Source organism: Polyangiaceae bacterium, assembly GCA_015075635.1.
Lineage (GTDB): Bacteria > Myxococcota_A > Polyangia > Polyangiales > Polyangiaceae > JADJKB01.
Window position 1 is genome coordinate 2302982 of sequence record JABTUA010000001.1, and the last position, 13019, is coordinate 2316000.

Consider the following 13019-nt stretch of genomic DNA (forward strand, 5'->3'; position numbering starts at 1 on the left):
ATGAAGCGGGAGAAACGTCTCACCAAGCGCGAGCGGAAGGCTCAGGATCCGCACCACCGCGCCGGACCCAACGTCAAGTCCGAGCACATCCACTGCATCTCGTGCGGCCGGCACATCGACGCGGGGGAGTTCCAGGGCACGCCGCCGACCGCGACGTTGATCACCTGCGACCACGGCTCGCGTTTCCCGAGCTGCGTGGGCTGCATGCAGCACGCCGAGCAGCTGGTGATGGAGCACGACAAGAGCGGGCAGCCGGTCAAGACCGCGGCAGCCTGGCACTAGGCGCGGGCTCAGCGCTTGCGGGCGCTTTCCTTCTTGTTCGACGCGGAGGCCTTCTTCGTGCCGGCCTTGGCGCCGCCGCCGCGGTCGAGCCAATGGAGCGCGGCGCGGTACATTGCCGCTTTTCGCTCCAGCGCGACCTCGTGACCCATGTCTTTCGGCGTGGAGACCCGGGTCGCGACTTTGTGCCGTTCGAGCCAGTCCTGCAGCTGGTGGGTGCCGTCGATCACGCTGTCGGCCTCGCCGGTGATCAGATAGACGCGCTTCAGCGTAGTCGCGTTCTTCTTCAGCTCTTCCAGGCCGGCGCCGCCCCAATACGAGGTGTTGCCCGCCAGGATGAGCCAACGGTTGAAGGTGCGCGGTTCACGCACGCCGACGTTCAGCGCGACGTAGGCGCCTTCGCTGAAGCCCATCAGCGTGTTGCCCACCAGCTGCACCCGCCGGCCGTACTCCTTGCGCAGAGCGTTCAGCGTCGCGATCGCGACCCGCTGCCCGCTGTACCAGTTGTTGCTCCAGTCACGGCCGTCTCCGTAGGCGCTCGGACCGCTGGGGCAGACGAGCCAACCGAAGCGGCGCGCCACCGGGGCCCAGCGCCGGCAGTCGCGCAGCGGGCTGCCGCCGCGGCCGTGCAGGTACATCACCACGGGCTTCATGCCCTTCCGGCCCGGCCCGATGGGCTCGAAGTAGTACGCCTCACCGTGGCCCGGCACGTCGAGCACGCGGAGCCCGTCGTTGCCGAAGTTGCGTGAGCCCTTGCCTTCGCCGCCGGACTTGTCCGCCTTGTCATCGGACTGCTCCGGCTTCGGCGCCTTGGGCTCTTCGGCCTCCTCGGCGCTCTCGGGCTCCTCGGCCTCATCTTGCTCGGCCTTCGCGGGCTTGCCCGGCTTCCCTCCGTCTGCCGCGTCGGGGATGACGAGCTTGGTGCCGATCTTCAGCGGGGCGCGGCGCTCGATGCCGTTGGCGTCGCAGATCGCCTCGACCGTCACGTGGTAGCGCTTGGCGATCTTGCCCAGGGTGTGTCCGGGCCCCACGACGTGGGTCTGGGTGGCGCGAGCCGGCCCGACCAGCGTGAGGGCTACGACCAGACAGGCGAGCGCGAGAACCAACCTCCTCATGACCGGCCGAAGCGCTACCACAACCTCGGGGCAGACGGGAAACCCCTGGCGATCGGCTCCGAGCGGGCGGCTCTGCTCCCCGATTTTCTTGGGGCTTTTCGCCCCACGCCCGGCGTGCTGAAGGGGAGGGCGTGGAGAGGAAAGAGCCCCAGGGCCGAGCGGCCGGCGCCCGCCGCCGCCACTTCACCATGCTGCGGGACTTCTCCCTGGCGGACGTCATCACCCTGGCCAACGGCTTCGCGGGCACCGCCAGCATCTTGGCGGTGTTGAAGTACCTCGAGGCTCGCGACCAGCGCTACCTCTGGGCGGCCTTCGCCTGCTTGCCGTTCGCGGCGGTGTTCGACTACCTCGACGGCCGGGTCGCGCGCTGGAGGCGCAAGAACTCGATGCTCGGCGCCGACCTCGACTCGCTGGCCGATCTGGTGTCCTTCGGCGTGGCTCCGGCCGTGCTCGCGTTCGCGACCGGCATGAGTGGGGGCCTCGACGCGGCGGTGCTCGTCTACTTCGTCGGCTGCGGCATCAGCCGCCTGGCCCGCTACAACGCGACCGCCTCGGCGCTGGCGGACGAGAGCGGTAAGGTCGCCTACTTCGAGGGGACGCCCATCCCCACCAGCCTGGCGCTGGTCCTGGTGCTCGCCGTGCTGACCTGGCAGCGGCGGATCGGCGTGGCGCTGCCGTTCGGCGAGGTGGAGCTCCTCGGCCTCCGCCTGCACCCGCTCGTGCTCATGTACCTCGTGAGCGGCAGCCTGATGATCAGCAAGACCCTCAGGATCCCGAAGGTCTGATCCAGACAGCTACTTGGTCAGCTCGACGCCGGTGGCCACGAACTGCACCTCGCGCACGGTGCCGTCGGGGTTCTTGTTGGCGAACTTCGCGCCCTCTTCCTCGAGGTGCTCGACGTGGCCCTTCTTCATCAACTGTACGTTGACGACCCCTTCGAGCTTGGCGTGGGCGCCAGCGGAGTCGGTCGGCACGAAGAAGCCGTAGTCCTTGAAGGTCACGCGCGCTCCGCGCGCCTCGGCGGCGACGCTCTCGGCGAGCTCCATCCAGCAGCCCTTCTTGGAGCAGGCGCGGCGGACCTCGCCCTCGACCACCACGGTCTTTCCCTCGTAGCTCTCCGGTTTGCCGAGCACCTCGCCGAGCGCGACCGCGGTCGAGCCCTTGATCGGGGCGCCGTAGCTCTTGGACGCTCGGGCCGGCGCCGCGCTCGCGGCGGCTGGCGGCGGAGCTACGGGGCTCGGCTGGGCCGGCTCGGGCGCCGGCGGATTCGACTCGCAGGCGGCGACCCCGAGGACCGCGGACAGGGCAAGAGCACGAACGCGCATGGCGGCGGGTTAGCGCAACAGCCCGGGCCCGCGCAAGCCCGGCAGCGAATCGGCTCTGGACGGCCAGCGCGAACGGCGCCAGATTCCGCCCATGTCGCTCGGCCGTCGGTTCCGCTTCGGGGTGTTCCTGGCGCTCTTGCTCGCCGCCCCGGTCGCCGTCGCCGGCCCCGGGGACGAGCACGACGAGGTCGGCACCTCGGAGTTCAGCGAAGTGGTCGAGGGCGCCGCGGCGCTCGAAGGGCGCATCCGCGCTCCGTGCTGCTGGAACCAGACGCTCGACATCCACGGCTCACCGGTCGCGAACGAGCTCAGGCGCGAGATCCGCAAGCGCCTCAAGGCTGGTGAGACCCAGGAGGCGATCCAGGCGGACATCGTCCGGCGCTACGGGGAGAAGGTTCTGGCAGTGCCGCCGGGCAACCCGCTCAAGGACGTCGGCGTGCTGTTGTCGCTGGCCTTCGGCGCGGCGGGCATCGCCGCCGGCGCCATGCTGCTCCGCTGGCGGCGCCGCGCTCAGGCCGAGCGCATGGCGGAGCTGGACGAGGACGAGAAGAAGCCGAAGAAGAAGCGCGAGCGCGACGCCTACGACGAGCAGATCGACGCCGAGCTCGACAAGATGTGAGCCGAGGTGCCGCGATGAACGTCGCCATGTGGGGACGCGCGCTGTCGGTCATCCCGCGCGTCAGCAAGGAAGAGTGGGCGGAGCTCGACATCGTCAGCCGTTGGCTGATCGCGACGCGCTCCGCGGTCATCATCATGACGGCCATCGCGAGCGGCATCGCGGGCCTGCTCGCCTTTCGCGACGGGCTCTTCGACGCGGTGCTCTGGGGTCTCTGCACCCTGGGACTATGCTTCGCCCACGCCACCAACAACTTGGTCAACGATCTCACCGACCACAAGAAGGGCGTGGACAAGGACAACTACTTCCGCACCCAGTACGGCCCGCAGCCTCTGGAGCATGGCCTGATGACCACGCGTCAGGTGCTCAAATACGCCGCATTCACCGGGCTCGTGGCGCTCGCGGCCGGTGCCCTCCTGGTGGCGCAGCGGGGTCAAGCCACCTTGACCCTGTTCGCGATCGGCATCTTCTTCGTGCTCTTCTACACCTGGCCGCTCAAGTACATCGGCATGGGGGAGCCGGCGGTGCTGGTGGTCTGGGGCCCGCTGATGGTGGGCGGGACGTATTACGTGGTCACCGGGCGCTTCGACTGGCAGGTGGCGCTCGCGAGCTTGCCCTTCGCGCTGGGAGCGACGGCCGTGCTCTTCGGCAAGCACATCGACAAGCTCGAGGCGGACCGGGGCAAGCACATCCGGACCTTGCCCGTGCTACTCGGCGAGCGCGCGTCGCGTGCGGTGACCATCGCGATGCTGCTGTGCCAATACGCCCTGGTCGGGTACCTGGTGCTCACCCGCTATTTCTCGCCGGTCCTGCTCTCGACGCTGGGAGCCGTCCCCGCGCTCTGGCTCGCGCTCAAGGCGTATCGGTTCCGGCGCCCGGCGAAGCCGCCGCCGGAGCTGCCGCCCAACGTTTGGCCGCTGTGGTTCGTGGCCTTCGCCTTCCACCACACCCGGCGCTTCGGGCTGCTCTACGTGCTCGGCCTGGTGGCGGACGTCGTGCTCAGGAAGATGGGGCTCGTCGGCCCCTGAACGCGAGCGCGACGGCCAGGGCGCACAGGGCAGCGCCGGCAGCGGCGTACGAGAGCAGGAGCGGCACGCCGAGCTTCTGCCCGAAGCTCTCGGTGACCAGCCAGCGGCGCGTGGTGGCCAGCGCGCAGGCGTTGAACACGACGTGCACGACGATCGGCCCCGCGATGCCGCCGCTCGCTTGGCGGGATAGCCCGGTCGCCAGACCGAGACCCAGCGCCGACACCCAGCGCACGATCCCGAGGCCACCGGGCATGTCGGCGTGCATCAGGGCGAAGACTCCGGCGCTGACCGCGGTCGCGATGCCGCCGGTGAGGAAGAAGCTCGACGCCCCGCGCAGCAAGCGGAGCGCAACGCTCGGCTCGAGCACGCCCTCGGGCAGCGCGCCGGACGAGGGCGCGGTCTCGGCTCGAGCGAAGCGCTGGCGCAACGCGTCCACCGCGGACTGCGCCGCCGACCAGACTCCGCCGCGGAACATCAGCTCCTCGGCCACCGGTGACACCACGACGCCCCAGATCACGGCCGACACGAGGCCCGCAGCGACGAGCTCGCGCCCGAACTCGCCGGTGGACTCTTGGACCGCCTGGCGGCCCCGGGCAGCCAGCTCGGCCAGCAGAGTCGGAAGCGCCGCGTAGATCGCGGCGTAGCTCGCCAAGACGTAGATCGCCGGGCCAGCCAAGAAGAGCGCGAGGAGGCGCGGCAGTGGACCCGCGGCGAGGCCGAGCGCGCGCTTGGGCTCGGGCAGGAGCGCGAAGCTCGTTCCGAGGCCGATCGCGAGGACGGCGAGCTGCACCAGCGTCAGGTAGGCCTGGAGGCTCAGCTGCCGCGCCAGCGCGAGGGGGATGACGCGGACGGCGTGCTCGGAGAGCAGGCTGAAGGAGAGCAGCCAGACAATCGCCACCGCGAAGTGGCGGCCGACCCTCACCACGGCAAGACTTCGCCGTTCTGGTGCAGGAATCGCCCGGTGGTGTCGAGCCGGAGCTCGTCGATGCGGGCGAGCAGGCCCCGCACCGACTCGTCGGCTTCGATCATGCCGTGCCCGGCCGTCATCTCCGTCCGCACCGAACCGGGGTGCAGGATCACCACGGCGATGCCCCGGGGGCGGAGGTCATGCGCCAGCGAGACGCCGGCGGCGTTCAGCGCCGCCTTGCTCATGCGATAGCCGTAGTAGCGCCCGGAGCCGTTGTCGCCGATGGATCCCATGCGGCTGGTGATCAACGCCACCTTCGATCCGGAGTGCAGGCGCCCGGCGAGGGCCCGGGTCGAGAACAAGGGGGCGATGGCGTTGAGCTCGAGCTGCGCGCGGACCTTGTCGAGGTCGAGGTCCTCGAGCGAGTCCGGGATGAGCACGCCGGCGTTCTGAATCAAGAGGTCGATGTCGTCGCTTGCGAGCGCCGCCGCGAGCTTCGACCACGCCGGGGGGGCGGTCATGTCGATTCCGCTCTCGATGCGGACTCCGAGCGCATCGAGGGCGGGTGAGCTCTTGCGGCACACCGCCACGACGCTGGCTCCGCGAGCCGCGAGCTGCCGCGCGAGCTCGAGCCCAATTCCACGATTTGCTCCCGTGACGACCGATACACCCATGACTTCTCTCCCTGGTGTCAGCCCCGGGCCTGGCGGGCCCGCCCGACTGGCTTCTTCTTCGGCTTCTTGGCGACGGGCGCCGCATGCTCCGCGCCTGGCTCGGCCCCGCTCTCCTCGGCCGGGGCCTCGCCCCGGAAGAGCTTCTCCGCCGCCTCGGCGGCACGCTGCGCCTTCTCGGTCTCGCCGCGCATTTCCATCAGGAACCGGCTCGGGATCTGCGCCCGAGCCTTGCCCCACTTCATGCGCGCCTTGCACAGCGTCAAGGTCAAGGTCTCCCGCGCGCGCGTGACGCCCACGTAGCACAGGCGCCGCTCCTCCTCGATGCTGCGTCCATCGATGATGGAGCGGCCGTGGGGTAAGAGGCCCTCCTCCATGCCCACCATGTAGACGTGGGGAAACTCGAGCCCCTTGGCGCTGTGCAGGGTCATCAGCGTGATGGCGTGGAGCTGGCGCTTGTCTTTGTCGTCGTCTTTCTGGTCTTCGCGGCCCGAGAGCGCCGTGTCCTCCAGGAAGCCGAGCAGGGAAGGGCTGTCGCTGCGGGACTCGTAGAGGGCCACTGCGTTGACCAGCTCCTCGATCGATTGCCAGCGCGCCTCGACGTCCCCGGGGTTCTTGTAGACCCGTTCGATCTCGGACTTGTAGTTGACCGTCTCGATCAGCCCGCGCGCGAGCTCCGCCAGCGGGGCGGTGCCCAGGCGTGCGCGGAAGCCCTCGATCATGCGGCGGAAGGCCTCGATGCGCTCCCCTGCGTAGTGGGGGATGTCGCCGAGCTCGACCGCGCGGGGCAGGACGTTCCAGAGCGGCTCGCCGGCGCTCACTGCCTGCTCGAGCAAGGTCTCGACGGTGCTCGCCCCGATGCCGCGCGGCGGCGTGTTCAAGACGCGCAGGAGCGAGACCTCGTCCGCCGGGTTGGCCAACACCTTCAGGTAGGCGAGGACGTCACGGACCTCCTTACGATCGTAGAACGAGAGCCCGCCCACCAGCTGGTAGGGGACCCGCTCCCGCCTGAGCTCGAGCTCGAAGGCGCGGGGCTGCTCGTTGGTGCGGAACAGGATGGCGATGTCGCTGGGGGAAACGCGCTCGGGGTTCTCGCTGTCGACGCGCTGCTTGATCTCGCGCACCACGCTCTCGGCTTCGCTGCTCTCGTCCTCGAAGCGGATGAAGCGCGGCAGCTCGCCGCCTTCGCGGGAAGGTCGCAGCACCTTGTCGTGACGAGTGGAGTTGTGGGCGATCAGCGTGTTCGCAAGGCCGAGGATCGGGGCGCGAGAGCGGTAGTTGTCCTCCAGCCGCACCACCTTCGCCTCCGGCCAGTCGCGCTGGAAGCTCAGGATGTGGGTCACCTCGGCGCCGCGCCAGCCGTAGATGGACTGATCGTCGTCGCCGACGACGCACAGGTTCCGGTGGCGCTCGGCCAGCGCGCGGACGATGCGGTACTGGAGCCCGTTGGTGTCCTGGTACTCGTCGATGAGCAGGTGGTCGAAGCGGGTGGCCTCGGCGAAACGGGCCTCCGGGAAGCGCGAGAAGAGCTCCTCGGTCTTGAGCAGGAGGTCGTCGAAGTCCATGGCCCCGCTCGCGCGCAGGTGCTCCTGGTAGCGGCGATAGGCCAGCGCGGCGAGCTGCTTCTTGTCGTCTTCCGCGCTCTCTTCGGCGGCGTCCGGAGCGACGGAGGAGCCCTTCCAGGTGCTGATGGCGTGGATCAAGTCCCCGGGCCTGAGCTTCTCGTGCCCCACGCGGATGTCGCGCAGCGCCGAGCGGGCCACCGTCTCTTGGTCTCCGCGGTCGTAGATCGAGAACTCCTTGGGGTAGCCCAACTTCTCGGCGTGGCGCCTGAGCACCCGCACGCAGAGCGAGTGAAATGTGGAGATCTCCGGCGCCGTCTCGCCGCGGCGGCGCCGCTTGCCCAAGAGGGCCATGGCGCGCTCCCTCATTTCCTTCGCGGCCTTGTTGGTGAACGTGACGGCGAGGATCCGTCCCGGCTTGATCCCGCTCTTGATCAGCGCAGCGATGCGGTAGGTGATGACGCGGGTCTTGCCGGTGCCTGCCCCGGCCAGCACCAAGAGCGGACCCGAGAGCGTGGTCACGGCGGCGCGCTGCGGCGGATTCAGGCTCGGCTCGGGCATGACCGGCGACGAGTAGGGACGAGGAGCCCGGGGGTCAAGCAGAGAAGAGCGACGGCTGTCGCACGGGGCAGGGCGTTGATGTACCTTCCCCGGGTCCGCCCGATGCTGAGTGACAAGGTCTTCGAAATCGAGCCCGGCGTCCAGGCGCACTTCGGTTGCGGGAGCGTCGAGAAGTTACCCCGAGCCGTGCGTGCACTGGAGCGCGAGCGTGCGATACTCGTGACGGATCCGGGTGTCGAGCAAGCGGGCGTCGTCTCGAAACTGAAGGGCACGCTCGAAGCCGACGGGATCTTGGTCGAGATCTCGGCGGCACCTCGCCGCATCCCGAGCGGAGACCGGGTGGCGACGCTCGTCGCGCGGGTGCAGCGCGAACCGCGCAGCGCGATCGTGGCGGTCGGCGGCGGTTCGGTGATCGACACGGCGAAGGCCGTGGCGCTGCTCGCTCCGAACGGCGGCAGCGTGAGCGACTTCCCGCCGGGCTGTCGCCCGGCCCGGCCGGGGCTGCCGGTGATAGCGATCCCGACCACCGCCGGCAGCGGGTCGGAGACCAACATGTTCGCGCACCTGCTCGACCCGCGCACGCAGCGCTTGATCGTGATTGGACACCAAAGCGTGCTGCCGGCGCGCGTCGTGCTCGACCCCGAGCTCAGCCTGTCGCTCCCGCCGGACGTGACCGCGACGACGGGGTTCGACGCGCTCACGCACGCCATCGAGGCATTCACCAGCAACCGCCACAACCCGTTCTCGGACGCCCTGGCGCTGCGAGCCATCGCGGCCATCGCGACCTATCTGCCCCGGGCTCACGACTCCGGCAGCGACATCGAAGCGCGCTCGCAGATGTGCTTCGCAGCGCACCTGGCCGGTCTCGGCTTCGGCAGCTCCGGGCTCGGGCTGTGCCACGCCATGGCCCACGGGCTCTCGGCGCGCCTGGACGTGACCCACGGCCAGGCCTTGGCCGCGCTGCTCCCGCACGTGATGCGCTTCAACTTCGGCATCTGCGAGGCGCGGTACGCGCAGATCGCCATCGCCCTCGGGGTCGCCGCGCCCGGGGTCAGCGACGCCGAGAATGCTCATCGCGCCATCTCCGAGCTGGAGCGGCTGACGGAGCGGGTGGGGCTCCGGCGCTCCGCCACCGAGCTGGGGGTGGACCGGAGGCTCTGCGCCGTCCTGGCCCAAGACGCGATGGCCGACGTGGTGCTGTCCGCGACCCCGCGCTTCCCGGATGCAAACGACGTGCTGGCGCTGTACGAGGCCGCGCTGTGAGCCCACCACGGCGCCTGCCGGTGAGCTCCGGCGGCGTGTCGCTCTACGCCGAGTGCTGGGGCGAGGCTGGGCCGGTGTTGGTCCTGGGCCACGGGTTCGGAGGCAGCGCGCGGAACTTCCGGCCCCAGGCCCGCGCGCTCCAGACGAGTCACCGCGTCGTGTTGTTCGATGCCCGCGGGCACGCGCGCAGCGACGCGCCCGCGGCCGCCGAGGCGTACCGTCCCGAGTGTTTCGTCGCCGACCTCGCGGGCGTGCTCGACGCCATCGGGGTCGAGCGCGCCGTCGTCGGTGGGCTCAGCATGGGCGCAGGTGTCGCGCTGCGCTTCGCCCTCGAGCACCCCGGGCGCGTCGCCGGGCTCGTGCTGTCCGCCTTCCCCCGCGCCGTGGACGAGCCGGCCCACGTGCCCTGGGCCCTGGGCTTTGCCGAGGCGATCGAGCGAGCCGGCATCGAAGTCGCCGGTGCGGAGACCATCTGGGGACGCTTCGATGCGAAGACTGCGGATTTGATCCGGCGGGGATTCGTCGAGCACGCCCCGCACGCGCTGGTGAACACCCTGCGGGAGCTCATCGCCGTGCAGCCGTCGCCCGAGCGTCTGCCCGGCCTCGCCCAGCTGGCGGTGCCCAGCCTGGTGATCGTCGGCAGCGAGGACCAGGCCTCGCTCGGGCCGTGCCGTGCCCTGGGCCGGCTGATCCCGGGCGCTCGTCTGGTCGAGATCCCGGGTGGCGGGCACATCGTGAACCTGACGCACCCGAGCGAATACAACCGCGCCCTCGGGGAATTCTTGTCTTCCGCCGGGTGATCTGGCCCCGCTCGGGCGTGGGCGGTACCATGCTGGGCGCCCCCGTGCTTCGGACCCGACCCCTCGCGCTCTGCCTGCTCGGCTCGGCCCTGCTGCTCGCGGAGCCCAGGCCGGCCGAGGCTCAGGGCGACGAGAAAGCGCAGGCCGCAGCCAAGTTCAAGGCGGGCGAGAAGGCGTTCAAACGCCACGAATACAGCGTCGCCGCCAAGGCGTTCGAAGAAGCCTACGCCATCGCTCCACACCCGGCGGCGTTGTTCAACGCCGCCACGGCTCACCAGAAGGCCGGGCAGCTCGTGCGCGCGGCGAATCTTTGCGCTCGCTACCTCCGCGACGCGCCCGAGGACGACTCCCGCCGGGAGAAGGCCAACGCGCTGATCGGCGAGCTGATGCCGAAGCTCGGCCGAGTCCAGATCGTCGATCGCGGTGCCAAGAACGTGGAGCTCGACGGCAAGAGCATCGAGTCCGAGACCACGTACGTCGATCCCGGCGACCACCTGGTGAGCGGCGAGTTCGGCGACAAAACCGTGCAGCGCAAGTTGACGGTGGTCGCCGGCAGTCTGGTGAAGGTCGCGCTCGATCCGCCCAAGAAGGAGTCGAGCGCGGCGCTCGAAGAGGAAACGGACGAGAGCCCCCCGGCGGTCGAGCCGCAGGCGGACCGCGCGAGCGAAAAGCCCCTGTCCCCGACCCTGTTCTACGTCGGTCTCGGCGTGACCGCGGTGCTCGGCGGAGTCACGGCGTGGAGCGGGCTCGACACCAACTCTGCGCGAGACGAATACGACCAGGCACCGACCGCCGGAGGTCTCGACGAGGGACGCGGGAAGCAACGTCGGACCAACGTCCTCATCGGCGCCACGGCGGTGGTGGGCGTCGGAACGGCCGTAGTCGGGCTGTTCTTCACCAACTGGAAGGGCAGCGCCAAGCCCAAGCCGGCTCCCGAGGAAGCGGGCCTGATCTTGGGCCCCGCCTTCGTCGGCGCCCGGGGGCGGTTCTGATGCAGTCCAAGGGCGCGGACGACGGCGCGACGCTCGAGGAGCTCACCATGAGCGAAATCGAGCTGACTCGAGCGCTCGACGCCCGAGAGAGCTACGCATCCAGCCCCACCGCCACGGCGCCGGCGGTCGGCAAGCCGCAGATGCAGCAGGTCGGTCGCTACGAGCTCTTGCTCGAGATCGCGTCCGGCGGCATGGCCACCGTCTACGTCGGCCGCCAGCGCGGTGCAGGCGGCTTCGAGCGCCTGGTGGCCATCAAGCGCATGCACCCGCACGTCGGCGCCGAGCCGGAGCTCGCCGCGTCCTTCATGGACGAGGCGCGGATCGCCTCGCTGATCCGGCACCCCAACGTGGTGAACGTGCAAGACGTCCACGACGCCGAGGGCGAGCACCTGTTGGTGATGGACTACGTAGACGGCCCCAGTCTGGCCAACGTCATGCGCGCGGCCCGCAAGCGCAACGAGCGCATCTCGCGCCCCGCCGCCATCCGAATCCTGGTGGACGCGCTCTCGGGCCTGCACGCCGCGCACGAGATCACCAACCTCGACGGCATCCCGCTCGGCGTCGTCCACCGCGACGCGACGCCGCACAATCTCCTGCTGGGCAGCGACGGCACGGTGCGCTTGACCGACTTCGGCATCGCCAAAGCCGCCGAGCGCTCGGTGCACACGGCGACCGGCATGGCGAAGGGCAAGTTCCGCTACATGGCGCCGGAGCAGGCGCGGGGCGGCGCCATCGACCGGCGGGTGGACATCTTCGCGATGGGCATCGTGGCCTGGGAGCTCTTCACCGGAGAGCGCCTGTTCCAGGCCGACAACGACGCGCAGATCCTGCTCGAGGTGGCGGAGGGCAAGTACCGGACGCCGAGCAGCGTGGACCCGACCATCCCGGCGGAGCTGGAGCGCATCGTGATGCGGGCGCTCTCGCCGAAACCGGACGATCGCTGGCCGACGGCGGCGGCGTTCGCCGACGCCCTGGACGGCTGGGCGCGGCAACACGCCGAGCTGGTCTCGAGCGCCGAGATCGCGCGCCTGGTGCACGAGTTCTGCGGCGCCACCATCGTCGAGCGCCGCAAGGCGCTGGCGGCGGTGCTCGGCGGAACGCGCCAGCCGGCCGGCTTCAAGTCCATGCGCCAGACCCAGAGCTCGGGTACCGGCTCGACCGCGGGGACCTCGGCGCCGCTCACGCTCGACAGCGTGAAGGTCGTGCCGGCGGTCACCCGGGAAGAAATCGCCGAGCATCAGCGCCGCAAGCGCATGACCCTGGTGTTCCTGGCGGCGGCCCTCGGCTCGGTCGCAGTCGGACTTCTGATCGTGTTCGCGACGCTGGTGACGGGGCGCGGCAGACCCGCCACGGCGACGCCGCCGAGCGCCGCGCCCAGCCACACCGCTGCGCCGCCGCCGGCGACCGTCGTCGTCCCCTCGGCCCGGGTTCGGGTGGTGGTGACCTCGGACACGGAGATCTCGGAGATCCGCGGCCCCGGCGTGACGGGGGTGCAGTTCAAGGAAAAAGGCGCCGAGCTCGAGCTGCCGCGCTCCAGCGAGAGCGTCACCTTGCTGGTCCGTCTGAGCGACGGCAGCGAGCTCAGCGAGACCATCACTCCCAACGACAACACGGCGATCCGCGTGCGCAGCGTCGCGGGCGCCGTGAAGCCCAGCGACTTGCCGGTCGCCCCCGGCGGCAAGAAGCCGGTCGGCGGCAAACCGGCCGGTGGCGGCGGCAAACCGGCGGGCGGCGGGCTCGAAGCCAACCCGTACGAATAGCCTCTGCTCGAGCAGACGGAGAACACGGCCAAGACGCCAAGAGCGCCAAGTCTCAGGAGTATTGGCGGTCCGCCGGGACCGCGACCCAATGCTCGTCAGCGCCGATATCGATGCCAGCCGCATCCGGATTGCAGACCCGG

The 13019-nt window shown here is 70.2% G+C and carries 13 protein-coding genes; 8 read left to right on the forward strand and 5 right to left on the reverse strand.

Features of this window, described 5'->3' with window-relative positions; genetic code table 11:
• Nucleotides 1-282 (forward strand): hypothetical protein, encoded by a 282-nt coding sequence (locus tag HS104_10360; protein ID MBE7480370.1) that lies wholly within the window; start codon nt 1-3, stop codon nt 280-282.
• 8 nt (nt 283-290) lie between these two features.
• On the opposite strand, the gene HS104_10365 is transcribed toward HS104_10360, so the two are convergent.
• Nucleotides 291-1394: a LysM peptidoglycan-binding domain-containing protein gene (locus HS104_10365; protein ID MBE7480371.1), complete on the reverse strand. Its 1104-nt coding sequence runs from the start codon at nt 1392-1394 to the stop codon at nt 291-293.
• 188 nt (nt 1395-1582) lie between these two features.
• On the opposite strand from HS104_10365, the gene HS104_10370 reads away from it, so the two are divergent.
• The gene (locus HS104_10370) at nt 1583-2179 is read left to right on the forward strand and encodes a CDP-alcohol phosphatidyltransferase family protein (protein MBE7480372.1); all 597 of its coding nucleotides are present in this window, start codon (nt 1583-1585) and stop codon (nt 2177-2179) included.
• A gap of 9 nt (nt 2180-2188) precedes the next feature.
• Here the strand turns inward: HS104_10370 and HS104_10375 are convergent, their stop codons facing one another.
• Nucleotides 2189-2719 carry a DUF4920 domain-containing protein gene (locus HS104_10375; GenBank protein MBE7480373.1) on the reverse strand — a complete coding sequence of 177 codons (531 nt, stop codon included), beginning with the start codon at nt 2717-2719 and terminating at the stop codon, nt 2189-2191.
• A gap of 91 nt (nt 2720-2810) precedes the next feature.
• On the opposite strand from HS104_10375, the gene HS104_10380 reads away from it, so the two are divergent.
• Both HS104_10380 and HS104_10385 read left to right on the forward strand, forming a co-directional pair.
• The gene (locus tag HS104_10380; GenBank protein MBE7480374.1) at nt 2811-3338 is read left to right on the forward strand and encodes a cytochrome c-type biogenesis protein CcmH; all 528 of its coding nucleotides are present in this window, start codon (nt 2811-2813) and stop codon (nt 3336-3338) included.
• 14 nt (nt 3339-3352) lie between these two features.
• Nucleotides 3353-4363, forward strand: a complete 1011-nt coding sequence (locus HS104_10385; GenBank protein MBE7480375.1) for a prenyltransferase — start codon at nt 3353-3355, stop codon at nt 4361-4363.
• Here the strand turns inward: HS104_10385 and HS104_10390 are convergent.
• Genes HS104_10390 through HS104_10400 form a run of 3 tightly spaced genes read right to left on the reverse strand, consistent with a single transcriptional unit; the run spans nt 4335 to nt 8064 of the window.
• The gene (locus tag HS104_10390; GenBank protein MBE7480376.1) at nt 4335-5285 is read right to left on the reverse strand and encodes a CPBP family intramembrane metalloprotease; all 951 of its coding nucleotides are present in this window, start codon (nt 5283-5285) and stop codon (nt 4335-4337) included. The two genes, HS104_10385 and HS104_10390, sit on opposite strands and share 29 nt — an antisense overlap.
• On the reverse strand, nt 5282-5944 hold the full coding sequence (locus HS104_10395; GenBank protein MBE7480377.1) for an SDR family oxidoreductase: 663 nt from the start codon (nt 5942-5944) through the stop codon (nt 5282-5284). Before HS104_10395 ends, HS104_10390 begins: the two co-directional genes overlap by 4 nt.
• Before the next feature lie 17 nt (nt 5945-5961).
• The gene (locus HS104_10400; GenBank protein MBE7480378.1) at nt 5962-8064 is read right to left on the reverse strand and encodes a UvrD-helicase domain-containing protein; all 2103 of its coding nucleotides are present in this window, start codon (nt 8062-8064) and stop codon (nt 5962-5964) included.
• Nucleotides 8065-8166: 102 nt separating this feature from the next.
• Here HS104_10400 and HS104_10405 point away from each other — a divergent pair, with 102 nt between their 5' ends.
• The 4 genes from HS104_10405 to HS104_10420 are packed head-to-tail and all read left to right on the forward strand — an operon-like array spanning nt 8167 to nt 12879.
• Nucleotides 8167-9327 carry an iron-containing alcohol dehydrogenase gene (locus tag HS104_10405; protein MBE7480379.1) on the forward strand — a complete coding sequence of 387 codons (1161 nt, stop codon included), beginning with the start codon at nt 8167-8169 and terminating at the stop codon, nt 9325-9327.
• Nucleotides 9324-10127 carry an alpha/beta fold hydrolase gene (locus tag HS104_10410; protein MBE7480380.1) on the forward strand — a complete coding sequence of 268 codons (804 nt, stop codon included), beginning with the start codon at nt 9324-9326 and terminating at the stop codon, nt 10125-10127. The genes HS104_10405 and HS104_10410 overlap by 4 nt, the downstream gene beginning before the upstream one ends.
• 44 nt (nt 10128-10171) lie before the next feature.
• Complete coding sequence (locus HS104_10415; GenBank protein MBE7480381.1) at nt 10172-11119, forward strand: tetratricopeptide repeat protein; 948 nt, start codon at nt 10172-10174, stop codon at nt 11117-11119.
• The gene (locus HS104_10420; protein ID MBE7480382.1) at nt 11119-12879 is read left to right on the forward strand and encodes a serine/threonine protein kinase; all 1761 of its coding nucleotides are present in this window, start codon (nt 11119-11121) and stop codon (nt 12877-12879) included. The genes HS104_10415 and HS104_10420 overlap by 1 nt, the downstream gene beginning before the upstream one ends.
• The last annotated feature ends 140 nt before the right edge of the window (nt 12880-13019 follow it).